24 protein-coding genes and 1 pseudogene are annotated in these 24,441 nt (G+C 45.2%); 9 read left to right on the top strand and 16 right to left on the bottom strand.

Annotated features, from left to right (window positions below; translation table 11 throughout):
* The first annotated feature begins 118 nt into the window (after positions 1-118).
* Positions 119-706 carry a hypothetical protein gene (locus OEY58_16075; GenBank protein MDH5326975.1) on the top strand — a complete coding sequence of 196 codons (588 nt, stop codon included), beginning with the start codon at positions 119-121 and terminating at the stop codon, positions 704-706.
* Positions 707-748: 42 nt separating this feature from the next.
* Here OEY58_16075 and OEY58_16070 read toward each other — a convergent pair whose 3' ends face one another.
* Positions 749-1,072, bottom strand: a complete 324-nt coding sequence (locus OEY58_16070) for a hypothetical protein (GenBank protein MDH5326974.1) — start codon at positions 1,070-1,072, stop codon at positions 749-751.
* Between the two features lie 236 nt (positions 1,073-1,308).
* Entirely contained in the window at positions 1,309-3,240 is a 1,932-nt protein-coding gene (locus OEY58_16065) for a GEVED domain-containing protein (GenBank protein ID MDH5326973.1), read from the bottom strand.
* Positions 3,241-3,608: 368 nt separating this feature from the next.
* Between OEY58_16065 and OEY58_16060 the strand changes: the two genes are divergently transcribed.
* Genes OEY58_16060 through OEY58_16050 form a run of 3 tightly spaced genes read left to right on the top strand, consistent with a single transcriptional unit; the run spans position 3,609 to position 5,391 of the window.
* Positions 3,609-4,367 carry a hypothetical protein gene (locus OEY58_16060; GenBank protein ID MDH5326972.1) on the top strand — a complete coding sequence of 253 codons (759 nt, stop codon included), beginning with the start codon at positions 3,609-3,611 and terminating at the stop codon, positions 4,365-4,367.
* A gap of 54 nt (positions 4,368-4,421) precedes the next feature.
* On the top strand, positions 4,422-4,802 hold the full coding sequence (locus OEY58_16055; protein ID MDH5326971.1) for a hypothetical protein: 381 nt from the start codon (positions 4,422-4,424) through the stop codon (positions 4,800-4,802).
* Positions 4,803-4,845: 43 nt separating this feature from the next.
* Positions 4,846-5,391 carry a hypothetical protein gene (locus OEY58_16050; GenBank protein ID MDH5326970.1) on the top strand — a complete coding sequence of 182 codons (546 nt, stop codon included), beginning with the start codon at positions 4,846-4,848 and terminating at the stop codon, positions 5,389-5,391.
* Positions 5,392-5,471: 80 nt separating this feature from the next.
* On the opposite strand, the gene OEY58_16045 is transcribed toward OEY58_16050, so the two are convergent.
* Both OEY58_16045 and OEY58_16040 read right to left on the bottom strand, forming a co-directional pair.
* Positions 5,472-8,120: a PEP-utilizing enzyme gene (locus OEY58_16045; protein ID MDH5326969.1), complete on the bottom strand. Its 2,649-nt coding sequence runs from the start codon at positions 8,118-8,120 to the stop codon at positions 5,472-5,474.
* A gap of 8 nt (positions 8,121-8,128) precedes the next feature.
* A complete protein-coding gene (locus OEY58_16040; protein ID MDH5326968.1) occupies positions 8,129-8,731 on the bottom strand; it encodes a TetR/AcrR family transcriptional regulator in 603 nt (200 codons plus the stop codon).
* 361 nt (positions 8,732-9,092) lie between these two features.
* On the opposite strand from OEY58_16040, the gene OEY58_16035 reads away from it, so the two are divergent.
* The 5 genes from OEY58_16035 to OEY58_16015 all read left to right on the top strand — a co-directional run bounded on the left by OEY58_16035 (position 9,093) and on the right by OEY58_16015 (position 13,819).
* Positions 9,093-9,644: a hypothetical protein gene (locus OEY58_16035; protein MDH5326967.1), complete on the top strand. Its 552-nt coding sequence runs from the start codon at positions 9,093-9,095 to the stop codon at positions 9,642-9,644.
* A gap of 527 nt (positions 9,645-10,171) precedes the next feature.
* Positions 10,172-10,930, top strand: coding sequence for a hypothetical protein (locus OEY58_16030; protein MDH5326966.1), 759 nt, complete (start codon positions 10,172-10,174; stop codon positions 10,928-10,930).
* Positions 10,931-11,094: 164 nt separating this feature from the next.
* Positions 11,095-12,147 (top strand): fatty acid desaturase, encoded by a 1,053-nt coding sequence (locus tag OEY58_16025; protein MDH5326965.1) that lies wholly within the window; start codon positions 11,095-11,097, stop codon positions 12,145-12,147.
* A gap of 90 nt (positions 12,148-12,237) precedes the next feature.
* Positions 12,238-12,930 (top strand): DUF1722 domain-containing protein, encoded by a 693-nt coding sequence (locus OEY58_16020; GenBank protein ID MDH5326964.1) that lies wholly within the window; start codon positions 12,238-12,240, stop codon positions 12,928-12,930.
* Between the two features lie 61 nt (positions 12,931-12,991).
* Entirely contained in the window at positions 12,992-13,819 is an 828-nt protein-coding gene (locus tag OEY58_16015; protein ID MDH5326963.1) for an FkbM family methyltransferase, read from the top strand.
* A 61-nt stretch (positions 13,820-13,880) separates the two neighbouring features.
* Here the strand turns inward: OEY58_16015 and rsgA are convergent, their stop codons facing one another.
* The 12 genes and pseudogenes from rsgA to OEY58_15955 form a co-directional block, all read right to left on the bottom strand.
* Complete coding sequence (gene rsgA, locus OEY58_16010; protein ID MDH5326962.1) at positions 13,881-14,951, bottom strand: ribosome small subunit-dependent GTPase A; 1,071 nt, start codon at positions 14,949-14,951, stop codon at positions 13,881-13,883.
* Positions 14,952-15,153: 202 nt separating this feature from the next.
* Positions 15,154-15,558, bottom strand: coding sequence for a hypothetical protein (locus tag OEY58_16005; protein MDH5326961.1), 405 nt, complete (start codon positions 15,556-15,558; stop codon positions 15,154-15,156).
* Between the two features lie 349 nt (positions 15,559-15,907).
* Positions 15,908-16,816: a hypothetical protein gene (locus OEY58_16000; protein ID MDH5326960.1), complete on the bottom strand. Its 909-nt coding sequence runs from the start codon at positions 16,814-16,816 to the stop codon at positions 15,908-15,910.
* Positions 16,817-17,378: 562 nt separating this feature from the next.
* Positions 17,379-17,753, bottom strand: coding sequence for a hypothetical protein (locus OEY58_15995; GenBank protein MDH5326959.1), 375 nt, complete (start codon positions 17,751-17,753; stop codon positions 17,379-17,381).
* Between the two features lie 334 nt (positions 17,754-18,087).
* Positions 18,088-18,429: a DUF2834 domain-containing protein gene (locus OEY58_15990; protein MDH5326958.1), complete on the bottom strand. Its 342-nt coding sequence runs from the start codon at positions 18,427-18,429 to the stop codon at positions 18,088-18,090.
* A 404-nt stretch (positions 18,430-18,833) separates the two neighbouring features.
* On the bottom strand, positions 18,834-19,322 hold the full coding sequence (locus tag OEY58_15985; protein MDH5326957.1) for a methyltransferase domain-containing protein: 489 nt from the start codon (positions 19,320-19,322) through the stop codon (positions 18,834-18,836).
* Between the two features lie 119 nt (positions 19,323-19,441).
* Positions 19,442-19,897 carry an SRPBCC domain-containing protein gene (locus tag OEY58_15980; protein MDH5326956.1) on the bottom strand — a complete coding sequence of 152 codons (456 nt, stop codon included), beginning with the start codon at positions 19,895-19,897 and terminating at the stop codon, positions 19,442-19,444.
* A 926-nt stretch (positions 19,898-20,823) separates the two neighbouring features.
* Complete coding sequence (locus OEY58_15975) at positions 20,824-21,177, bottom strand: hypothetical protein (GenBank protein MDH5326955.1); 354 nt, start codon at positions 21,175-21,177, stop codon at positions 20,824-20,826.
* Between the two features lie 93 nt (positions 21,178-21,270).
* A pseudogene (locus OEY58_15970) lies at positions 21,271-21,483 on the bottom strand (IS3 family transposase).
* A 126-nt stretch (positions 21,484-21,609) separates the two neighbouring features.
* On the bottom strand, positions 21,610-22,800 hold the full coding sequence (locus OEY58_15965) for a cupin domain-containing protein (GenBank protein MDH5326954.1): 1,191 nt from the start codon (positions 22,798-22,800) through the stop codon (positions 21,610-21,612).
* A 133-nt stretch (positions 22,801-22,933) separates the two neighbouring features.
* A complete protein-coding gene (locus OEY58_15960) occupies positions 22,934-23,104 on the bottom strand; it encodes a hypothetical protein (GenBank protein MDH5326953.1) in 171 nt (56 codons plus the stop codon).
* 216 nt (positions 23,105-23,320) lie between these two features.
* Positions 23,321-23,971, bottom strand: coding sequence for a hypothetical protein (locus OEY58_15955; GenBank protein ID MDH5326952.1), 651 nt, complete (start codon positions 23,969-23,971; stop codon positions 23,321-23,323).
* Between the last annotated feature and the right edge of the window lie 470 nt (positions 23,972-24,441).

Genomic DNA, 24,441 nt, shown 5'->3' with positions numbered 1-24,441 from the left:
GGCGGTCACATTTTCCAATTTAGTCTATCAAAAAGCATCCTGGTTCTGCGATATAGAGTATGAAACTCATTTGTGCCTCATATTTTAACGCAAACCATAATCAGGCCCGGTTTAAACCATGGCTCAACAGGAACCCACGATGCAAGACCAGGGCAGGGCCAAGCGTCCATGGGAATCGCCTTGGACCAACCGCTCGTTGCTGGCTGTTTTTACTGCCTTACTCATTTTTGCAGCCATACCTTGGAAGACGCAGGATAGTGTACCAAGTACCGAAGTGGTGGATGAAACGCTCATCGAAATCGAACCCTTTTATACTGAAGCTGAGCCTATGGTTCCTGAGTTACCACAACCCATGGAACAGCAGACTCAGGTGATCGAAACAGTCCGGGTGATTGATACTGTTGTGTTGGCAGGCGGAGCTTTTGATGCGTCTGAATCCAATATTTTCAGAGATGCCAGTTTGTGGGGGTTGGCCCAAAAATATTATGGTGATCCTTACCTCTGGCCTTATATATATTCTTTTAATCGCGATGAAATCAATAATCCCAACTTGCTGGAGGCGGGCGCGCAAATAAAAATCCCGGCCCTGAAAAACAGGCCGGCCAAACTTTCTCTGGAGGATAAAGAGGAGCTCACCAAGGCTTATCGAGTCATGTACGATTACTTTAACAGTCGCCGCTCTGCCAAAGCCAAGGCTATTCAGTAGAATTATTTAAACAAACGCTACCGAATCAACAAATTCCGAAAATTACTTACTCAGCGTGGCAGAATTGCCGTGAATGGCCATTGCCGGCATTTCCATTTTTTGCACTTTAGCGGGCTTGCTGGGAACCGCCGCTAAAACCACAATGGATCCTACCACCAGCGTTAAAACGTATTTCCCCCATTGATAGTTGTCAGCCAGTACGGACTGAAGATATCCATCTGCGTCAGCTTCCTTCTTAACAAACGGGTTCTGGTAGTGGAGCTCCTGCAGATTTGGTACGGGCGAAATGGCCAAGTCGTCCAGTTCTGCGGTAAATTCGTAAGAGCTGCAATCGTAGACCTCTGATGATACTGCCTCTGTATTCATGTGAACTACCTCACTGCTGAATTAGGAACCTCTTCTCGTTTTTATCGAGAACTGTGCAATATCCGTGATCCCATAATTGGAAAACTGTGAACTGCGTCACACTTTTGGGGGTGAATTTTTGTTAACCAAATGTTAAGGCCACTAAAAAGATAGGGCGAATGCGGTATTGGGAGGGAAATGGCACACGGAGACGGGGGGCTCTAGTCAGAACCCCCCGCTTCTGTACACAATCGGGTTTACTGAATCTGCACGGTATAGTCGTCCACTTCGCCCCAATAAAAACTCCCGCAGGCGGAGGCTTGGCTTCCATAGCGCAGCGCCACCCGCATTCGGGTTTCGCCGCTAAGGCTATCGCCGGGTAGAGTGATAGAGGTACTAATGGCTGCAAAGGCAGTGCCGCTAAATACAGTTTCAATGGCGGAAAATTCTCCGTCCTGATTGCTGTCAATCCATACTGTCCAATATTCGGTATAGGCCCCATAGCGGTAGCCCGGCGTGAGTGTCAGGTTGTTGCTTGTGGTTTTATCCAAGGCAAATACGGTGGCGCCGGTATGATCGCCATAACCGCCATTGTCTCCCGATAGTTGGACAAAGCCGTTAACAGTCACTTTCTCGATCCATTCAAAATAGGTATTAATGCCATAGGCGCTACAATAGTTGGGCGTTAGTCCGACTCCGGTAACCAATACAGACACGGTATCTTCCGCCATGAATCCCTGATCATCGGTAACCGTGACCTTAAAGACCAATTCCTCCGTGGTTCCAACCGGTAATGGTGGCGCAGTGAATGCGGTCACTACGCTGTCCACGGGTTGAAAGTCTACAGGTGTTCCGCTGACCTGCTCCCATTGATAAGCCACCAGGGTACCGTCGTTATCAACAGAGGCCAGTGCATCCAGTTGAACCGACTCGCCGCCGGGCACTTGCTGATCTGCTCCGGCATTGGCAACCGGTATGCTCGGGTCGAGAAATTGGTAAACCACCTCTCCCCTGAGAGCGGACGGGCCTCCCTCGCAGTGTTGCTCAAAATCGCCGGCAAAGGAATTGACGCCGGTGGTGTCACGGCTTATATACCTAACAGTAAAGTTACCGGTGAGTGTGTTGCAACCACGTCCGGCTCCGCTCACGCTCAGCCCTGCTCCGGTTCCATGAAAAGGATAACGGGTCGCATCCAAATAGGTTCCTGCATTTAACCCGGTGCCATCCGGTGCCGCAAAACCAAAAGACCAATAATGGTTTCCACTAAAACTTACATTAAGTACATCCGGGTCAGTGGATGAGGTGCTGATGACGCCTTCATTGGGGCTGAAAAAATAGGAAATTCCTTGGCCAATATAATCACCCGGTTCACTGTCCATGCGAATATACGTTAATGGATCGCTTTTGCTTAGCACCTGAATCATGACCTCATCCGTGGCGCCGGCTCCGCTGCTGCTTAGGGTTTCCAATTGGATGACCAAGGTGTCGCCACCCAAGGGGACCGTGGGTGTAGTGAACGAAGCTAATGGAGTATCTGCATTGGTGATGGTGACGGGAGTTCCAGCGAGTTGGGTCCATAGGTAACTGACGATTAAACTGCCGTCATTACTGTGAGAACCGGAGCCGTCCAATTGAATCAGTTTATTTTCCAGGGTGCTACGGTCACTGCCTGCAACTGCAGTAACTTCCGGAATAGTTACATTGATCGGTATCTGGCTGTTGATCCGAATGGCGCCAAATAATGCCGGATCCAAACCTTCGCAGTGTTGTTCAAAATCCGCGGCAAATTGGGCCACGGTATTATCCGGGTTGTAGACCACCTCGAGCACCGTAAATCGACCGGTGAGGGTGTTGCATCCTCGGCCGTTACCGCCCACGGCCAAGCCGGGATCGGTGAGGCTTTGAAAAGGAAAGCGGGTGGCGTTTTCGTAATTTCCGGGGGTCAGTTGCACAGAACCCGCAGCGGCAAAGTCCAGATTCCAGAATGCCGTACCATTGATGGAAACGCTTACGCCTGCATCAAAATTCACCGATGCAGCAAATGAATGTGTTTCCGAGCTGATATCTGTGGTCAAGCCCTGGCCAATATAGTCGCTGGGTTGGCTTAGCATGTACAAGCGATCAGACCATGCCGGTGAGCTGGTAATGGCTAACAAATAGACTGCAACAATGAGTAAATATTTCTTCATGTTTCCTCCCTGGTTATCGGCGGCGTACGGACTAAGCGGGTACAGCGCGACTCGTATCCTTACGATGATTGCTAGATGAGCAATAAATGCCGTGTTTTTGAATTTTGATTACGAAATGAGCTTAAAATTCGAAATGCATGAACATCACTAAAAGCGTTATCTCATTCAGTATAGGCTATGTCGATTCAGTGTGAAGTTGGAGATCCCGGTTGGTTTTGATTGCCCGTTAAGTGAATTGTTTATCAAGTTACTGGGTTATTATTAGTATATTAAGAAATACTTAAATTATGTTGGAATGGCTAATCAATGTTTACGCATGGACGATGCAAAAGGTGTAGAGATGGTACGTATATTTGAAGGTGGAAAAAATGAACAAGAAAGGGTTTTCCTTGGTTTGCGCAACAGTGCTGGGAATGGCGAGCACTGCCTGCTTTGGTTTTAGTGTGTTTTCCCCAATGATTGAGGAAGGCGAGACTGGTGTTGAGCTGCGTTATGCCCGAGTGATGGCGGGAGAAGCGTTGGAGAAAGGCAGTCAAAACCTGGAGGCGGCGCTTGAATGGCATTTTAGCGAAAACTGGCGTATGGAGTTCACCTTGGAAAACGAACAACCCAAGGGAATGTCGATGGAAACTGAGATGGTGGAGCTGGAATTTATTCGCGGACTCACTGAACAAGAGGGCAGTGAAGGGTTTAGCAGTGCGGTGGTTCTGGGGTATGGATTGGCTCAGGAGGATTTGGCGGCTGATACAGTTTCCTTGGGTATGTATCTCATGCGCGGTTACGGCGTGGCCGGCAACGGACAAGAAAAAGAGGAAAACGAATCCTCCTATGCCTCTTCAGTATTGGTCAATGCTGTTTATGAGAGACAAGTGGGGAGTAACTCTACGGGCGAAACGGAGTTTTCTTACGGTATTCAGTACAAACATGCACTGGATGGGTTTTCTGCAGGATTGGAGCTCTTTGGTGAAATGAACGACGTGGCCAAGGAACATTATGCCGGTCCGGTACTGTTTGGAGAACTGCCTCTGGGTGAGGCGGGGGTGGCGTACCAGTTAGGTTATATGGTGGGTTTGAGCGAAGCCGCTGTGGATGGTGTATTGAAGCTAAACCTTGGGATGGAGTTCTAAGAGTGATGGGTTGTAATTAGGAATTTTCATATTGTGCTTGTTAGAGGTGATGTCATGAGTGGTTTGTCTAAATGGTTTTATGCGTTGGTCCTGTTGTTGGCTCCCGTTTCTTTGGTGTTGGCCGGTGAAGAAGGCGAAGAAGTACCGGCTTGGTTTCCTATGCTGGAAATGGGTGGAGTTGTACTGGGTTTGGTGATTTCCGCTTTGGTGGTAAAAGTCTACAACGGCCTGAAAGGCGGTATGATCGGCGCCGGATTCGGCAAAATACTGTTTGGTGTCATTGCCATCACACTGGGTATTGCCACCAACGGTCTTAACGAGTTAGTGGGTTTTATCAGCGAGTTTGGTGCTGAACTGGTGTTTGAATTGTTCATTTATGCCGGATTGATTTTCATCGGTATAGGCGTCAACAAAATCGCGCATGTGGCAGTATAGGCAGCAGTTGAAAGAATTTGTTTAACTTTGTGGAGTCATTATTATGAGTATGGCAGCGGTGTCTGTTCCACCGAAATTCTTAAACCTAATGGTCGATGCACGTGACAAGCAGGAGACCGGTAAACTCTACGCTTATTACAGGGACGAGGCGATCATTCACATAGGGATGTTGTTTTTCGATCATGGCAAATTAATAGGTTGCCGTTTCGATAAACAAACCGGCTTGGATGCCGTTAAGACCTTGTTTCATACCACTATTGGTACAGCGATGTTTGTTCGGGCCAATGAAAAGGAATTGGAACAACAAGCATCTATGCCGGATGTTAACGAAGTTATTTCAACCTTAAAACATGAGCGGGATGAAGCGGTGGCGCCTTGGGTTCTCAGCGGCCAGGAATTGATTCAGGCTGTCTCTGCAACCATGGCTGATATCCTTGGGGAAAAAGGCAGAACCATCGTGGAGAAAGTGGCTGCCGGCTATCCACCGCAGGAAAATGCCAAGCTGTTTGAGGAAGAGTGTATTCGTAATGTGGCTAATTTTCTTGGTTTAAAACGAGCAAAGGAAATCATAGAACCCATTTTTAGCTAGACCCTCCAAAATGTCCATAGTATCGGGCAAACCTAACCGGAGACAACGTTGTCTCCGGTTTATTTTTTCATTTGGAAACGCTACTTGCTGATTCTCCCCAAATCCCCATCTACGATCAGTTCTTCACCTTCTTCACACCAATGTAGTAGTCCCGCCACATTGACCACAGCCGGTATGCCGTATTCCCTCGCCACAATAGAACCGTGGGAGGTGTAGCCACCGGTTTCCAGAGCCAGGGCGCCGGTCTTAAGGAACAGGGGTGTCCAGGACGGATCGGTAGACGGAGCAATCAGTATGCTGTTATTCCCAAGTAAGGCGCTGGGGTCGGGCTTGGTAAGCTTAACCGCCTTACCCTGGAACACGCCGGAGGAGACAGCGATACCCTGCAGTGATTTTCCGTCTTCAGTGGGTTTGGCTGCAGTAAACTGTGCCTCGTCATCCACAATCAAATCCGGGGCCGCTTGGGCCTGTTGTTTCTGCCATTTGACTTTGCGTGTTTGGACCAATGCCTTCAGCATATTACCGTCCCAGTGGTGCAGTAACAGAGAATACATTTCTGCCGGACTGGTGTGAAATATATCTTGCGATTGCTCCAATATGCCGACTTGGCTAAAACGACGGCCGCATTCCAGCAAAAGCAGGCGTTCCGTAGAGCACAGGTGTACAAAGACGGATTTGGCCCATTCCCTTAACTCGGCGGCAACCACCCCTTTGTCGATCAATCCCAACAGAAATTTTCTGCGTACGACTCCTGTTTTGCTCTTTAATTGTTGTAAAGCAGCATCATAAGTTTGTTGTTGTTTGTTTTTTTGATCGTGCAAATTAACCTTTAAAAAAGAGGTAATGTTTTGCAGTAGGTAACCAGGGTCTTCCCGCCACCGGGCTTGGGTGGTATCCAGTTCATAAACGCCGCGGTGACCGTATTCCTGCATGTATTGCGCAAAAGCTCGTTTAAATGGTGAATGATCCGGTAATTCTTGCCAGTGATTTTGGTTAAAATCCTGTTTTGAGAGAAAAGGCAAAGCGTTCGGATCGTCTTTCGCTATAGCGGCCAATTGCAATAACTTGTAGCCCTGGTCGGCACTGGTGATACGACCACGTCCGGCCATTAAGGCATTGGCCATACTGAGGCCGCGCTGCGGAAACAGCCGGTTCAGTGTGTTAATGGCCATGAGTAAAGGGCCCACGTTGGCATTGAGTATCATATACATGGGACCGTATTCCATATAGAGACTACGTAAGCGTTGCAACTGTAGCAGCAGTTCAGCGTCACTCAGATTAAGCAATTGAGTTTGTTCCACCTCACGGCAGAAGCTCAGGCACCGATCAAATGCCTGTTGACGGTTCTTCGTAGTTTTGTTCATGATACGCATGTTTTTCAAAATGCGTAGGATACGTTTTATACCTGCTTTGCCCTTAAACGGTGAGCCGGGTGGAACCTCAATTTCCGCTTGATGCCCACCGGCTAAAAGATTGACCAACTCCGGTTCTGTCCCAAAGATGTCGTAGAGCAACCATTGATACAAGCTCAGGTTGAAATAAGCTCTTCCCTGGTACAATTTGTTGACGCTCAAACCCTGGGGGATTGGGTATCCTACCAGGCGCAAAGGCATCAGTATGGTCTGGTTAATAATGGCTAATAAGGTATGTTGCTGCATAAGCGTTTGCGCCATGGGAATAACATCACGGTAGTTGGCATTGGACCAAACGGACTTTTGGTTGAATCGAGCGGGTCTTAAGACCGGCAGTCGGGTCACGGGCCGGGCTTGTAAGATAAAGAATTCATCGTTTGCCATGGCCCATTCTATGTCCTGGTGTTGTTCTGTATTGCCAATGGCATCATGGATGCGTTGTACCAACATGGCGAGACGTGATCTTTGGGTTTCGTTGAGTACAGCCTGTTGGGCTACGGTTTGCGTGTGAGTTTCGGTGCCACCGAGAAGCGAGGGCACGGTTTTAGTGGTTTTTTTACCTGTCCATTGGCTTTGAGTGGTAAAGCCCTGGTTTTCTATAAAATAACAGTCCACATCCTCAGCACCGTTAACCACGGATTCCCCCAGGCCGAAATTGGCGCTGACTACATAGATATCCTCCCGTCCGGTTCCGGGGTCGCAACTAAATGCCACGCCGGCGGCGTCTGCTGAAACCAATTCCATAATGACCACGGCAGGTAATACTTGTTGATCATCGAATCCCATCTTGCGACGATAAGCCACCGCTTGAACCGTCCACAAAGAGGCATAGCATTGTTTGATTTTATCTATCACCACGTCAATACCACTGACATTGAGAAAAGATTGATGTATCCCGGCAAAGCTGGCGGAGTCCGAGTCTTCTGCAGATGCTGAGGAACGTACGGCCAATGCTTTATGCTGCAATTGCTGTTGTTGCAAAACGCGTTGGAGTTGCTCGGTAAATAGTGGTGGAAACCAACCTGTCAGTATCTGTTGTCGCAATTGTTCCAGCTGGTGTGCGCTGCTGTGATCCAGCACATTGTTCAGAGTGATCTTCGATGCCTCAGTGTAAAGCGCGTTTTGCAGGCTGTTGTGTTGTAAAAACTGCTGGTACACGCTAACAGGTACAACGCCACCGTTTGGGACATTGAAGCCAAAGTGATGTAACAATGCCAGGTTCCAACCTTTACCGCCGCTTTGAGCTTTGTCTTGGGTAAGCACTGCATCCCAGGGCAAAAATTCGCTTGTGGTGTTGCCTGAGTTCTGTTTTGTCATGGTGGGATTCATTTTCTTTTCGCCGCCCCATTCAGGAACAGCTCCACAATGGTGTCGCTGATACTTTCAGCGGAAAAGTCTTCCGGGTGGTACATCCAGATGACGGTTTGCATGAAAAACTTAAGTCCGATATCGGCGACCAAAATGCCTTGGGGAATATCGTTGCGAATCTCACCGTTTTTTTGACCTGCCTCAATAATTTGTGCAAACAACTTGTCATTGCCACTGCGAAGGGATTGGTTAATCTCCGGGTTGTGAATGTGTTGCATACGGTAGGCAATATAGATTTTGTATAGCTCCGGGTTATCCAGTACCGCATTCATGGATTGAATTAATAGTGTGCGTAAACGGTTACGGCTATCGGGGTGTTGCTCCAGCAATTGTTCCAGAGATCGGGACATCTCCTGCGTTGTCAGTTGCCAATACCGGGCAATAATGGATTCTTTCACAGGAAAGTATTTATACAGCGTAGCCTTGGCAATATCGCTCCGATCTGCAATTTGCTCCATGGTGGTGGTGTCTATCCCGTGTTTACGGAATAAGTCCATGGCCACGCTGACTATAAGGGCCTGGGTTTGCTGTTTTTTGCGACTGCGCCGGTCCTGGGTCATTTCAACACCTTTAAAGTATACGAAGTATAATAATATACGACGTATAGTTATTGTCAATATTGTGAGTCTATTTCCTGGAACAGATAGTGTATGGGTTAAATAAAGGTGAGGTGCAAAGTGCTTGAAATTGCACTAAATACCGACAAATCGCAATAATTTACCCGGAACGCGTATGGATAAAATGGTAAAACCGATTAGAATGAAAAGAAGCTGGGTGAACCTGTGCACCCGCGTAGTCGTCTTTGTAAGTCGAATCGTCAGAACCCGAAACAGTGCTTTCTCAAGATGTAATTCAGCAACGGGTGCCATTACCCATTTCATTTTTCCGGCCAATTGGCCCACTGACTGAAGAGGTGGTTGTATGAGTTCACTGCCTACCCATGACTACCAGCATTTACTGGCTATTTTAATTTTGGTTGCCCGTATCGGCGATATCGGGACAACCTTCATTTTAACTCCCAATATGAAACTGGAGGCTAACGCCCTAATGCGAAAAGGCAAATGGCCCTTCGCTTTAATGTCCTTATCCTTGTGTTTAGTGCCCTATATTTCACAGCCCGCTGCGGTGATGCTATTGGTGACATCTCTGATGTTGTCTGTGTCTAACAGTCTGCGCCTATGGCTGGTCCGTAGTGTGGGAGAAGAGGAATACCATCAATTTGTTGTCGCCGCTGCCGGTAAGGCCAATCCTAGAGAAACTCTGTTTCTGGTCTTTCTTCCCGGTGCGTTTATGATGCTGTTGGCCATTACCATGTTTCTTTTTTATCCCAGTGAGTCTGAATGGGGATATTGGATCGCCGGTGGGTTTCTGGCTTATGCCATGATCTTACTGGTACACATGCCGGCGGGTTTTGCACGGTATCGGCGCGAGGCGCTACAAGGGGAGTCCTTGGTTAAGGGGCAGGATTGCTAAAGTTTCGGCATCGAATGGTTCGCTTAGCGGTGAAAGGATTATTTTTTCAACGCATACCCAATGGGATATATCCAGGGAACCTCTGATTAACTCCATGAATGGCATTTATGAGGACTAAATAGTCAATTGCTTCGTTGCCTACATGGATGTAAGCAAGTAACGTGATCAGGGAGCGGAAGCTTTTCGCCTCGCACTTGACGATTTGGTCCTCATCTCTACTCATCCAGGAATTAATCAGAGGTTCCCTAGGCTTAACTTTGTGATTTGTAAATGGTTGTTTGTTGGTTGCACAAGTGAAAACTTGTTTCAGTGAATATTTTTGAAAATCTTGCTACTTCCCATTACATTGCCGACAATGCATGGTTTTACCGTACCGGTTAAACCTGTCGATCAACAGCCTGCCAATGTTGGCGAAATGGTAGTGATATAATATTGTTACGGTAGTACTGAAATGTTTTTAGTAGCTAACCGGTTGTCTTAAACGAAGTTGATACGGATTACCAAAGTTATTTGTTTAAGGGGGAGTAATGCGGCTTAGAGTATGGATCAATGCATTTATTCCGGGTCACGTAGCAGGTTACACGCAAACCATTTCGGCAGGAACTCACCGGGGCAAGACAGCAGTCCCGCTGCCTGGGGTCGCTCGCGCCAATCCAATGAATCTTTTTAAGAGTTTGGACGCAGGCTACTTAACAGACCAACGTAGCTTCAGTTCTTCTGCAACGGCGAGTCATCGAATGCAATCTTGGGTGGAATTTGAGTTATCGGGTACACCGCGGATCGTTGGTAAGGGGCATACCTCATCGGGAACCACAGAGGTCAATATGGATACCGGGGCTCAACTGGATTTTGCTTATGCGGATATGGGGCGGTGCTCGTTCTCTCCCTTGACTATGTATCAGGAGCTTGCAGGAAGACGGTGTGGTGCCACACAATATCGTGTCCCGTTGGGCGGATATGCCGCGGTTTGCTATCCATCGTCTGTACCCCCGCCACATCCGCTCTACCGGACACACTTAACAGCCGCCGCTGGAGATCCCCTGGTATCAGCAGCAGCAGACATTGATTACACTGGTATGTTCGAGCTATCGCTTGACCCAGCCAGGCCGGCGAAATGCACCATAACATTTAAAGGCAAAATCGATGAATTTCCAGCGTTTGAATGTTATGCGAAGCTGAATAACGTTGTGAAGACTCTATTTCACGCGCCACCACCATCTGGCAACACCGTCACTGATCTGTTGGGACAGGCAAAGCGACCAATAAGAGGTTCAGCATCATTTTGATCTGAAAACCGAAAAAAATATGAAAGAAAAATTTGATCGGAAATACAAATAAAGCAATTAGTGTAGCGAGGCCAAATTTCTCAATCCCAAATCTGATTTGGCTGCCAAAGAACGCGCGATAAACATAATTCGTAATTGGCGACGAATCTATAGTGAGTATGGTTATGAAAAACACAGATCCGCATGACATTCAAAGTCAGGCACAAAAGAAAATTGCCAACATCTATCAGATTGCACGCCAAAAGCATCCGTGGTTAGCGCATCAGAATTTTATTGGATTCACTATATTCAGTGTCTGCGTTTTGGGGGTTTTTCTCAACAGTTACTTTTACTTCTACGGTGAATTATCCGCGTGGGTTGTTGTTCCACTGTCCGCCATCTGGATGTCAATTTTGCATGAGCTGGAGCACGATCTTCTCCATGGATTGTACTTTAACAAAAATAGGACCATACACCATTTAATGTTGCTTGGTGGATACCTGTTACGACCTACAACCATCAACCCCTGGCTCAGGAGAAAGGTTCATATACGCCACCACAGGTTATCGGGAACGGCAGCCGACCTTGAAGAACGTGCGATTACCAATGGTGAGCGTTGGGGGGTTAGGCGTTTCTTAATGTTGACCGATAATATGCTTACCATGCTGCTACGCCCAATGGCGATATTTCGCGAAGTGAATAGGTTGTACCGGTTGGGGGAAATCACTCAACAGGATATTAGAAATTTTATCGCTATTGCATTGCTGGGATATGCCCCTATAGGAATTGCGGTACATTTGCTATGGTACTTCTTTGTTCTATATTACGTGGCTGCCGCCATCACTTCTCTGTTTGATATTCATTTGGTGCTTACCGTAGAGGATATTGCCTGGGTAAATTTACTGGTTGTTACACTGATAGCACCCAATATACTTCGTACCTTTTGCCTTCAATTTGTTTCTTCGAATATACATTACTATGGTGATATAGGATGTGGTGATTTAAGAAAGCAGTGTCAGGTGCTGGATGTCTGGTGGTTGTGGCCAGTTCAGGTATTCTGCTTTAATTTTGGTAAAACACATGCAATCCATCATTTTTGCCCACAAGAACCCTTCTATTTGAGGGAGATGAGGTCTGCGCAAGCTTGCGAAGTATTGAAACAGGCGGGTGTGCGCTTTAACGATATAGATTCATTTTTTCGTGCCAATCGGTATGCCTTGGAAACAAGGAATAAATAGAATCGGCTGTCCAATCAAGTTAATTGCTAATATGAAAGGAATCCGTTCGTTGAGCTTTTCCGGTGTGAGACGTGCAGATATGAGGAATTAGTGAGGATTTGGGACATTCATCCAGGTTACCTGAACCGGCAAAGTTTACTCGGTGAACATCGAGAACTTCATGGGATAGTATCCATTTTAGTGAATGGAAAGAAAGGCTACTCCAGACACCCGGAAACTTTGCGTTGGGTGGGTTTTGGTTGGGCACTCAAGCAAAGGCATCTTGAGTTGGCCTGCGAAATGAAACTAAGAGGTTACCAAGAAAAATCTCCGGTAAGAACGAAATCCAATCTGGGGATATGGCCGGCCGGTTACATCGATAACCCACAGGCTCAATTTAATCTGTTGAAAGAAAAATATAAAAAAAAAGAGCCGGGAAGAATAAAGCTTCCGCGGAATATACAAGAGCTGTGGAGTCATCACAAATATTCAGTATTGGCGAGAAACCCGCAGATATACAAAGAAATCGGTCGGAAGGTCTCCGGCAAATCTATCGATTTTGATACCCTGTCTATGGATCTGGTAAGCTGGTTAAGAACGCCTCCGCAGGCAAGCGGCATTCGAAACGCCTTGCAGCACATGTGGGGCTATGTATCGCAAGTGTCCAATGAAAACTGCAAGGGCAATATTAAATTTTGGTCACTAAAGAAGTTGCTTACGTTGACGCAGGAAAATGTGAAAATATCAAAAGATCCCTATCTTCTTAATTCTACCGCCCTAAGTGAGCTAATGGTGTGGCTTTAATGCAGTGTTGCACATGGCATCGGGATGCCGTCCCATATTTTATAAAAGTAGGGTGCGAATCGTGACCATACTATTGAAGACAGTTATAGGAAAGCTGCTGGGAAAAATGCGTTTAAAGAGTATGGATCGCAGGGTGCAGTCAGAGGAATATTGGAAGTTACAGGGGTTAAACGTTTTAAAATGTAAGTTCTCCTACAACAAGTATGGCGGTTACTGTGTTCCACTCTCGTCGCATCATCGGCCGGCAGCACAAAGAATTCTTCTGAACGATGTCTACGAGCCCGAAACAATCGAGTACATTCTGAATCATTGCAAGACCGGTGACGTCGTTCACGCAGGAACTTACTTCGGTGATTTTTTACCGGCCTTATCAAACGGAGTGGCTCCCAATGCCAAAATCTGGGCATTTGAACCCAACCTTGAAAATTATCGCTGCGCCGGCATTACCATGGCACTAAACAATATCACCAACACCGTATTGACCCATGCGGGTTTAGGGGCCAGGCAGGAGACGCGTTTAATGCAGACAATAGACGATGATGGACGGTCACTGGGCGGGGGAAGCCGGATAATAGCTGCAAGTACAAGTTCGCAGGCGAGTGCGGAGCCAGTCCCCATTGTTTCCATCGATGATTTTCTGAACTCAAATAGGGTCGTATCCATCATCCAGCTCGACGTAGAAGGTTTTGAAATAGAAGCACTAGCCGGCGCACTAAACACTATAAGAAAACACCGCCCGGTTATCATTCTCGAGGTTTTACCTGACAGTACGGTTCCTGGTGGTGAATGGTTTTGTAATAATATTTTGAGTTTAGGCTATATAAAAGTTCATACTGTTCACGGAAACTGGGTTTTTGCTGCAGACGAGAATACCCCGGTATCGTCGTGATTTCGGCAGGAGCCGGATGTTATGGAATACACGTTGCCGCTGTTCGATTGGAAAAAACCCTCTAACCCTTTTTTAAGTCCTTCTTTGCCGACTTGATGTATCGACCAAAGTCCCGATCCTTCTTTCTTTTCTCGGCATAGGACATGTCATTGAATTTGGATTCCTCCCTGAGTTTGTGAAAATTTCCAAGGGACTCCGGACTGATTTCGCCGGCTTGCATGGCGGCTAGCACAGCACAGCCTGGTTCATCGGTGTGGTTGCAGTTTCGGTAGCGGCAACGAGATGAAAGGGTGGATATCCTGGAATAGCTGTCTCCGATACCGCAATCCGCGCCGAGGATGCCAAATTCACGCATTCCAGGATTGTCAATAACCATTGCGCCCCCTTCGAGGCGAATTAGCTCCCGCCGAGTTGTGGTGTGACGTCCTTCACCCGTCCCGCTGACACTGCCGGTATCCAACCTGTGACGGCCAATCAGTTGGTTAATTAATGTACTCTTACCAACTCCAGATGAACCGACAAAGCAATAGGTTTTTCCTGGTAATAGCAGTCGTTTGAGATTGTCCAGTCCATCAAGAGTGACGTTGCTTAGCGGTAATATCGGTGCTGTGATACCGGCGGCCGTAATCTCAGTTAACTGCGAAGCCAGCACGTCTGGATCGACCAGGTCAGTTTTGGTCAGCAAAATATGCGGTTCCGCCCCGCCATCCAACACCATGACGAGATAGCGTTCCAAGCGGTTCAGATTAAAGTCGAACTGGCACGACTGCACGATCAGTACATAGTCTAGATTTGCTGCGATCATTTGGTGCTCAATGCCGGTTCCCGCTGACTTTCTACGCAGTGAAGTCCTGCGCTCCAGGCGACCGTAAATCAATCCAAAGTCATCACCACTGTGTCGTTCCACGCACACCCAGTCTCCCACGCAGGGGAGTTCCGGGGAATCGTGATGGTGGTGCAAATAGCTGCCGGACAACTTTGCCCGAAAATGGCCTGCCTGATCCACTAACAGTAAATGACTGCGGTCTACTGCGACAACACGAGCGATCGATTCTGACGGCTTGCATACCGCCCGTTGTTCAAACCAGTCGTTCCAACCCAATTCAACCAAATTCTCGTGCTGATTCTTCATTTGTCTATTGCCACCGGAGGTGCCACCTTATGACACGACGAGATTTTCCCTGTCCAGTCGCATCCTTTGGCTCCAAAGTAATTGCAGAAGTTTTCTAAGGGTGATTTGTACCTCATCGTGCTCTATGGTAAGTATAGCCAATGCAGCGAGTGTAATGATTAATTGTTAGCCATGAGTCGTATGGATTATTGCTCGATGCCGCTTATTCGTATATAGAATTATATTCTGCAACTACGTCATTAAGCGTGGGGTTTGCTTTACCCCTGCCATCGATCAAGACATGAGGCATGGGGCCGCCCATCACTGAATCGAGATTTTTCTTTAAGGAACGATCATAATTTTGAAAACTTATGCTGCTGGCACGAGTGTATGGAATTTTACGGAGCCTCAGCTCATCTGCTAAATGCTCCGCTTTTTGAGCAGCCTCTTTAGTGCAGTTTTTTGCGGCCAAAATTATTACAGTGTCAGTATCCAGGTTGCTAGGTTTTGGTAAAGTAACAAAACCATAATCGCTGGTGCCCGTTTGATTGCCAGAATAATTATTCTGCCAATAATTGTACCCATACCCAGCCAATCCTATTACAAGAAACAGCTTTATTATTTTCATATGGTATCCTCAATGCAGGAATGAATATCGCATGTCTTTTTTTAGTGTCAGCAGCAATGGCAAAAACAACAACGACTCTTTGTTTTGTGCGTCCCCTCCTGTAGCCGAAACGGTTGGTATGAACAGCGATGCACTTTGGGTTAACCACAGTCACTACTAATATTGCGATACCTGCCAAACACGAATGTCCTATGTGTTCCGCTGACTCTGCTTTACATGCACCGACATTACCCTGGGAATAGACGATGAAAGTGTTAAAGTGCAAAAGTTATTCCAGTTTTCTTCCATTTCCATTGTTGCGTTCTGCTTCGCGCGCCGGCGTAGCCCGTCAGAAACGGATGTTGGTAAGTTACTTTCTAACTTGGTAGATCAACAAGGTGTACATATCAAGCTCCATCAGTGCTTCATCGCTGATGGCTTGCATCCTTTTGCGTCGTGCGGCACGCAAATCGGGTTCTGTAGCACTGGGTGAAATTTCAACCATATTTCGTTTCAGCCAGTCGTGTATTTTCGTGGGGTCGTTTTTACGCATTTCCCCAATCTGCTCTGTCATTTCTTTAGCTCGCTTTTGTACTTCTGGTGGTGTCTGCTTGTTATTTCCAATCGAACGTATTGTATATTCAGATCTGGCCGTGGCTGCGTAGTATAGGGCAAGCAGCAGTGTTTTTAGCGCAGTTTCGTCTTTTTCGACTTTCGTCTTATCAATAATTTGTTCGACATATTTGCGTTCATCTTGAACAAGTAGCGGATAAACGAAAGCATAATCCTGTCCGAGTGTGAGTGCGTGGTGGGGAATAAACACCTGATACTTGGGTTTTGTCAGTATTCGAAACTGAAGTTCCATAGTATCCATTCCCGCTACTGCCTCTCTGTGCATAGTATAAAAATATGGAGTGTGTTGGATCTCAACAAGCGAACACTTCATGATTGATTTGAGCCCCAGTTTTTTGTCTGATTCCAGGCGGGCTTCCTGAAGAAAGAGCATGCCACCGTCGCAGTAAAGCATTTCCGATTGGCCATCCTTACCGAGAAGCTCGCGCATGGCAACCCGGTATGACTCTGGAGACTTGTGAAATCGCGACCAGAGCTTACCGAGTTCGGGAGCACGTTTGGCTTGTTCGTCAAAAGACATAGTAGTGGGATCAAAGGAGTACGTCGCAACAATGTCATTTGTTGCTATGGTGGCAGGTTTTTCTGCTTGAGTTACTCCGCAATAGGTAATCAGAACTACGAAAATAAAGAGTGTTGTCCTGTTCATGTTTTTCCCATGTTTTTCCGTCGCTTATGAGCCGTGCGTATTATGTGCCGGTTCTATTGTTAAAGCACGTCGAATCTCTGAAATGTCACTCACAGATTGCCTAACTCACCATTCATCACCAAGGCGCTACAATACAACCATGTTACCGACATCAGCCTGGCCTCCACGATACCATCCCAATTTTGCTTCGACAACATAGATCACCTTTTAGCCTTTTGTATATTTTTAATCGTATTACTCTTTCAACGCCACGAATGAGGAAGCCTTTTTGTCCAATTGGAAGTAAACGCGTTTCCAGTTCTGGAATTGAAATGCTTGTCACTCGACCAATATATACGTCTACAGATTTTTCGGCTCTATCGACAGTTGCCCATACCAATTCCCGGCACGCAATACGGTGTCGTGTGACAGAAAAAAGAAAAATAATAGCGATATTCAATACTATTCTCATATGTGTTGAATATCTCGCGTTTTACATAACCGGCTTTTTTATTTTAGAAGATTTTATGTATAAGTGTAAGGTAAACACAAAATCTCCGGATTTATGAGCGTAATTGAAGTGCTATAGTCTTTTAGTAATTTCTTTCCATCCTGATGACTTTACTAGCGATATATGCACTATCCCTCTAATTTGTTTCCAAATGCCGGGAGTTAAGTAATCATCTGGATTAGGTGATTTTTTCATTATAGCTTGTTTGAGCCATTCAGGATCGAAAGCTCCCCATTCGCCGGCTATACTGATGAGGTTACTTGACACTGCCGGCGCTACTTCGTATATGCAGATTTTGAGCAACTGTTCTTTTGTGTAGGGTGACGCTTTTAGTGTCGCTGCTATTCGTTCGTAATCAGTCTCGACCAAATCTCCATCAAGCCAGAACTCTGATAATACATCCCATACCGGAACGCGTTCTTGAACAATAGATTCTGTCCATGCCATAGACAATTTACTGCCTACTACTGTTTAACACACCGTGACGGCTTTTGGCGTCAGTTGGAGTGTCTTGTTAGTCTGGCCTTTTATCATTTCAATTCACAATATATCTGGATAGAACAAAAGTGGGGGATCGCCAATATTCTATTCATGAGTACACTCAGTGGGCCGGACCAGGAATGGCAGACACGTTTTTCGACAAAATATTAACCCGCATCTGCCTCAAAATAACAAAAATCACTCTGTGATAATTTGTCAGTCTCTACAAGAACCACCAGTTTGTCACCATCGTGACTCCAGGTGAACTTCTCGTATGGTTAAAATATTCGTTTCACCAGTGTCATTTAGTTTGCCTTGAAGGAGACAGCTCACGAACACCAAGAAACAATGGGAGTGCAACTGCCAGGCCAATACCAAAACATAGTACGATATACATTACCGGCCATTTGAGTCTATTGGTTTTTGCATCGACCAAAACCCAAATAGAAAAAACTATCGCAGAAATATATATATCAAAGGTTATCGCTGTTGTGAGGTTGTTGGCAAATGCCGTACCAAAAAATTGGGTTGGTGCAATGCTGCCTCCTCCGGCAAAATAAAGAATATTATAGTACCAAGTAACACACAAGCCAACGGCTGCGAAAGTAAAGTAAATAAATGGTAATGGTTTATCTATTTTCACGTGACACCCTCCTTGGGACAATATGAGGTGATAAGGCTCTGTGAGAGCAGGCCAAGTTACTAGAGGAGTCTTGGCCCTGACGGGCACGCTCCTTGCCGCTGATAAAGCTTTCAGTAATCAAAAAATATTTCAATTGGTTCATGTCAGTCTAGTTGAAAATACGCAACCTCTAAGCTGGGGCGCATGACTGCATATACGACCAACAGAAGAGCAATAATAAGGATAACACTAAACCAAAGCGGGGATTGCCATACCTTAATGTCACTATATGCCTAATCATGAAAAGCCTAGGCCAGAGACACCATTTTTACAACGCTACTAATAAGCGGGCCTGTGAGGCGTGCTTTTGTGCTGCACGCGCCCAACAAAAACACCGCGGAATGAGCTCTGATGAAGTGGCCTCCCTAAGCATCGACGGCCACACCTCTTATTACAGGCATATCACCCTCCAGGGTTTGCACAGAGAACGTCTCCTCAATCAAACTAGGAGTTAAGCCAATTTTTCTATATACACTCTCTATCTTGGTATGACTGAAACCAAAGTCGCTTTCGTCTGTATTAGACAACCAGTCCCACTGCAAAAAAATACCCCCAGGTTTCAATGCCGACTTTAATACCGATAGAGATCTTTCACAATTCGGTAAAAAACCACATACGGATGAAGACACAATAAGATAAAATTGATTAGTAAATACCGAATTATCTTTGACCAATGCCTCTGACAATTCCTCGGATACACTGATAACATTCGGTAGTTCTTTGCTATTCAAAATGGCTGCCATTCTTTCAGAGGTATCGAGAGCAACAACCTCATTCGCAAACCGGGAAATCTTTTCTGATAATAGTCCTGTACGGCAACCGAAATCAAGAACCCTAAGATTGCTTGTATCGATGATGGAAAGCAGAGTTGAGAACGCTTTCTCTAGGCACAGATAACGTATATATAGCGGCGAAAACGAAGATCAGCGTAGTTTGCGCCCTAACGATCGCCTTGCTAAGCATATTCTTGATTTCAATGTTCAAATGGTGAGCCTTTTCCAGTATCTAGATACTGTTTCAGACTGTTGGCAAAAAAGTAGTCCCATCCTTGCCCGCAGACGTCATAGCAATCTAACGAAGGTACAAGACCCTGATGGACGAAAACTATCTGGGTTTCGCGTCCTTGCTTTTTGATTTTCCATTGTAGTTTGGTTCCTTCCCATTCACCGAGAATTGTTGATGGGAGCCCCTCATGTACATGATGAGCTTCGATGCATTCCAATTCGACAAGACTGTCAGGAACCAGCCTATTGGCGCGCATCACCCAGCTAGTAGAACCAAAACGAAATGTAATTCGATCACCAGTTTGAGATATGGGATTACAGCCGGTAGTCCACCACTTACTAAAGCCAGCCGTCAAAGCACGATATGCCTCGCTTGGTGTGTTTGAAACAGTGATCTCGCGCGTGTAGCTATTGTTCATATTCATCTAGTTAAATGCCTATTCCACCTTATTTGGATAGAACCACATTACCAATGCCCAAGCCAACCAAATACACCTTTCCATCCTTGATGGTCATATCCTCTACTTGCCCATCATGAGAATTTATAGAATAAATATAATTTCCATTTTTATTGACCCACCACTCACGTGCAGTAAATGATGTGCCAGGTGAGTAGAATAATGTGTATACATTTCCATCTAAGTATTAAAGTTTTAATTGGTTTTTCGGTAACATTTAATGATTCTCCTATATCTTCATATGTTTTTCCTAGATCTATTAAAAATAAATAATACAGTAGCGAAGTTAAAACAGTCACTAATAATGTTGCCGAGAGTATCTTTTTGTGCATCATATTGTCTTCACATAACGAATAGCTAAAGGAGCTCTTTACAGGCCCATTGTTGAGCGTATTATTATAGGAAACCATAAACATCAATTATTACCAATTTTAGAGTTTTGCGCACCGCCACTATTGAGCTTGTACATATCAAGTTCACTTTCTATACTAGGGCTCCAAAGCGCTGCAGTTGTCCGTCCGAGTTGAGCAGCTGGTTATAATCCGAATACATTTATTCATATATATAAGAAAAACATAAGCACGAATATAATAAACGCTGCCATTATCATAGCTTTACCGACTCTTACGCGTTTTTTGATCCTTATAGCAAGGCCTCGCCGTAGTTCTTCGTCACCGATGCCGGTACAGTGCGGGCAGTCGTTATTTGACTTGTCATACAGTAGTCTGCACCGTGCACACGTAGTTTGATTTTTTCTTTTCCTTAAGGATTCCCTTGCTCTGCTTTCATGCCAACTATTCATTTTCCATGCTACCGATAACGTTGCGATGTGTGTGTGGCAGCCCAGAGCGAAGCTGCGGGTTGGTGGTCACACACGATTGTGTTATATGATTTTAAAACTCAATTGTAAATGCATCTCCGCCACTATCGACATCGACTTTCCCACTTACTTTTGTTGCGCCATACAACTTAATCCATGTTATTACATCCTGCTCCTCTGTTCCTGATGGTGAGCCAGCAAACTCAGCAGTTATTACATTGTCATTCAACCCTGCTATTTCAGGATACCACCATGAGTCAAAGTTTATCCCCTTCGTTTCCCCAAATTCTTTTAGCGCGTGATGAAGAGCTGCTTCTTCTGAAGAATTGTTAATAAACTCTAAAGCTCTATCTAAAATTGATTTAACTTTTCGCGCAGCGGCTTCATCACTAAATTCTGCTCTAAATTCTATTATGCTAGTTGACATGTATTTATCCTTGAACATACATATTACTTATAAGATGTGGGGCGCGCAGCGAAGCAAGCGCCTGACCTTACCCCGAAATAATTGACACCCATTTTACGCCATCATTTGTTCGCACTCTACTGGTGTCAGGTAACCCAGTGTGGAGTGGATTCGTTGGTTATTGTAAAAATAAATATAGTCAATAATATACGCCATTGCCTCTTCAAGAGTAGCAAAATGCTGGAAATAGATCATCTCGGTTTTCAGTGTATGGAAGAATGATTCCATATGTGCATTATCCCAACAATGCCCCTTGCGACTCATGCTCTTTTTGATTTTTCGTATCTGTAACGGCTGCCATCACAGGCGACAAACTCGTGGCGAAGCGGAGATTTTGACGTCCTTGTGCATGGCATTGTTAGCTTATTTATAACGTTTACTTCGACCATATTCTTACAAAAAATCGACCATTCCAGCTTGAAGCAATTTCGCGCAAATAAATATTTTTGATTCATCAGTGTAACAATCCGGCAAGTCATCGCAACTAAAGTGCGTGTCGGCCTCGCTAATATAGTCTATCGCCATGATCAATTTTGATGACACGCACAAAGATGGCCTGCCATTCATAATAATGACAACTTCATCGCTTGAACTTCTTCGAACTATATTTATGGGATTGCTTGACGATCTTTGTAATTTTGTATGAAGTTCTAGTTTTCTGTCCGCATAATTGAAATTTGGGTTCCACGCTTCATCAAGGTAAGAAATCGAATCGGAAGCGTACTCATCAATTAGAGCATCACGAAAGTCCTGATCTTCTAAACCATATTTACGGAATACCGTAGCCGTTACTTTATCGATAGACATACTATTCAGATTTTTCCTCCACCGGAAAGGCAAAGGAATTCTGTTTTTTAATTCGCCATAAAGATCCTTTTCGAGCTTCTTCAATAAAGCGGTTGTAAATATCTGGGAGTATGTTTTAGGAATCACCACATATGATACTGAAAGGCTTGTAGAGCCTTCCGAAACTACACGATGGGGGAGGTCTGCTGGAATATATAATACATCTCCCGGAGTGATCTGAAATATATTAATTCTGCCATCAAGTTCCTTGATCTCCCACTTCTTTTCTCCTTCGATTTGCATAGTAAACACATGGTCAGAGTCTGTGTGCCAGTCGAAAGTTTTGCTATAAGGAGGTGTAAGGAATGCTGCAACCACTAACTCTTCTCTTACGCATCCGGTTAATTCTAATAAATAATTATAGATAATTCTAAGCTTATGCTTTAATGGTAAAAACCTTTCCAACCTATGAGCCAAGATGCCTCTTCCGTCATCAAAACAGGACTTTGCATCGTACAGGCTTTCTATGATATGAAGTTTTTCCAATTCTTTAAGTTTACTAACATCAAAACTTGATACATAAGGTTGAAATAAGTCACTCTTTTCTTTTCCTACACTTGTCGCTCCATATCGAATTACTCCGCTTTCTCTAAGGATGTCAGTTAGCTCCCTAATTGAAAAATAATCCTTCGGAGAGAAACAGTCTTTTGAATGGAATGGGGTAGCCCCCCAGATTTGTTCTGCAAACTGATCTTCAGGGATTCCCCCCAGAATGACATTCTCAATTTTCTGTTTCATACAATATATCTTTGATGAATTTGTGCTCAAATTGCTTGTTAAAGCCGTGGGTTAGACTCCAATAAACGGGTTGAGCGACAGGGCTCGAAACGAGCACTGTCGCGCAATATATATAGACTACATTGACGCTAAGTTAGCCATCGCCCCAGTTATCAGGACAATGAGACGTATTAGTGCCATGTGATTCTGAACTGCCTTTTGAATTAGGCTCTCGATATAGAGAATCACGAGGCCGTTCTTCGGAAACTTTCGCATCCTTCTCTTCTACTTCGATCTTCTCAGGCTCGTCTTTTTCATTGGTCATATCAATCCTCCTTTGGACTTAAGAACTAACATAATAAAAGCCTCCATGTTTTCGTGAAGCACTTCCTGCCATTCAGAAAAAAGTGGAATAAAAATATTGCATTTGTAGACATATCGGTGTTACGCGACATAATTCACACTCATATTCCGAATTGTGTTGTTGGTCTTTCGTTAGAAAGCCCAACATTAATAAGCCGAACGTTGTCTTACATTCCCCTTATTTTACATAAATTCGTATCAACTTTCTTTCTGTTAAAAAATCTCTTATTGCACTACGACCATGTAAGACTTTCCAGTTATCTATGATTACTGCTTTGCTGCCTGTCCATTGTAATGTGTTGGGTGTTGTACACCTTAAAGCATGGTCAAACGCTACTAAGAAACTTTTGGCGGTTACATTGGCTGGCGTCATGCAACATGCATTGAAGCGAAACCCAATTTCCCCCGATTCTTCAAAGATTGCGGACGCATCAAAATCCCCTAACGGGGTATGGACCTTAAACACTGCGTCTCGCGCCGCTTTCCGAACATCGTGGTCAAGCGATTCAAAAACTTTGTTCGCGTTTACAACATTACTGCTATAACTATTCTTATTGAGCATAGCTAAAACAAGATATCTGGCGGGCACAGGCCAGAAAGCAGTATCAGTATGGAGGGGGAATTCGTCGAAACCGTGTAGATTGCTTAACGTTCCGGGGTAAGCAGCATTTTTTTGCTTTGGAGTAACAATATTGAAATCCTTCCCATCCGGATGAGGAATGATCTCACCGAATTCTCTAGCGAGGCACACAACGGACTGTATTGAAGGGATGTCATTAAATTCCACCCAACCGTCTGCGCGTAAAATATTTTCGTAGTTATGACTCATAATCACTTATAGCTAACGTTGAGTTGTGGGCAGGCGCGTTCTCTGCGCCTGTCACACACGAACGAATTGTTAGAAACTGATGCTAGCACTGACCAAAGGACGAGAAAACAACCTTTTGGCACGCTACCGCCCTGGGGAGGGAAAAGTGGTGAAAAACTAGACGATCCACTGGCCTTGCCCCCACCAATGTTCATTTTTGATTGTTTTTAAACCACCTTGGGTGGTTTGCTTTTAGGCTTTGAAAAAGCCTAAATCCATTTTCATTCCTGCTCGTTACTTGCCGAACTCATGGCAAGTGAAAAGTGAAACCGTTTTTATTCTTCTTATATTTATTTTGGGTTTCTAACGACGCAAATCACCGGGCCAAAAAAGCAGAGCGACGAGGTACGAGGAGCGCCGCTTTTTTGGGTCCGAGTGTATTTGCTTTGTTAGATCTTGTAATTTTCAAAGCACTGCTCTCCCAGCTTGCA

The sequence above is a fragment of the Gammaproteobacteria bacterium genome (assembly GCA_029882975.1).
In the GTDB taxonomy this organism is placed as follows: Bacteria; Pseudomonadota; Gammaproteobacteria; order SZUA-152; family SZUA-152; genus JAJDNG01.
The sequence above is the reverse complement of the archived record's forward strand: the minus strand, read 5'-3'. Positions and strand labels throughout refer to the sequence as shown.

Coding starts and splice junctions, on each gene's coding strand:
- OEY58_16075 (MDH5326975.1), top strand. CDS start 119: ATGGCTCAACAGGAACCCACGATGCAAGACCAGGGCAGGGCCAAGCGT.
- OEY58_16070 (MDH5326974.1), bottom strand. CDS start 1,072: ATGAATACAGAGGCAGTATCATCAGAGGTCTACGATTGCAGCTCTTAC.
- OEY58_16065 (MDH5326973.1), bottom strand. CDS start 3,240: ATGAAGAAATATTTACTCATTGTTGCAGTCTATTTGTTAGCCATTACC.
- OEY58_16060 (MDH5326972.1), top strand. CDS start 3,609: ATGAACAAGAAAGGGTTTTCCTTGGTTTGCGCAACAGTGCTGGGAATG.
- OEY58_16055 (MDH5326971.1), top strand. CDS start 4,422: ATGAGTGGTTTGTCTAAATGGTTTTATGCGTTGGTCCTGTTGTTGGCT.
- OEY58_16050 (MDH5326970.1), top strand. CDS start 4,846: ATGAGTATGGCAGCGGTGTCTGTTCCACCGAAATTCTTAAACCTAATG.
- OEY58_16045 (MDH5326969.1), bottom strand. CDS start 8,120: ATGACAAAACAGAACTCAGGCAACACCACAAGCGAATTTTTGCCCTGG.
- OEY58_16040 (MDH5326968.1), bottom strand. CDS start 8,731: ATGACCCAGGACCGGCGCAGTCGCAAAAAACAGCAAACCCAGGCCCTT.
- OEY58_16035 (MDH5326967.1), top strand. CDS start 9,093: ATGAGTTCACTGCCTACCCATGACTACCAGCATTTACTGGCTATTTTA.
- OEY58_16030 (MDH5326966.1), top strand. CDS start 10,172: ATGCGGCTTAGAGTATGGATCAATGCATTTATTCCGGGTCACGTAGCA.
- OEY58_16025 (MDH5326965.1), top strand. CDS start 11,095: ATGAAAAACACAGATCCGCATGACATTCAAAGTCAGGCACAAAAGAAA.
- rsgA (MDH5326962.1), bottom strand. CDS start 14,951: ATGAAGAATCAGCACGAGAATTTGGTTGAATTGGGTTGGAACGACTGG.
- OEY58_16005 (MDH5326961.1), bottom strand. CDS start 15,558: ATGAAAATAATAAAGCTGTTTCTTGTAATAGGATTGGCTGGGTATGGG.
- OEY58_16000 (MDH5326960.1), bottom strand. CDS start 16,816: ATGAACAGGACAACACTCTTTATTTTCGTAGTTCTGATTACCTATTGC.
- OEY58_15995 (MDH5326959.1), bottom strand. CDS start 17,753: ATGGCATGGACAGAATCTATTGTTCAAGAACGCGTTCCGGTATGGGAT.
- OEY58_15980 (MDH5326956.1), bottom strand. CDS start 19,897: ATGAATATGAACAATAGCTACACGCGCGAGATCACTGTTTCAAACACA.
- OEY58_15975 (MDH5326955.1), bottom strand. CDS start 21,177: ATGTCAACTAGCATAATAGAATTTAGAGCAGAATTTAGTGATGAAGCC.
- OEY58_15965 (MDH5326954.1), bottom strand. CDS start 22,800: ATGAAACAGAAAATTGAGAATGTCATTCTGGGGGGAATCCCTGAAGAT.
- OEY58_15960 (MDH5326953.1), bottom strand. CDS start 23,104: ATGACCAATGAAAAAGACGAGCCTGAGAAGATCGAAGTAGAAGAGAAG.
- OEY58_15955 (MDH5326952.1), bottom strand. CDS start 23,971: ATGAGTCATAACTACGAAAATATTTTACGCGCAGACGGTTGGGTGGAA.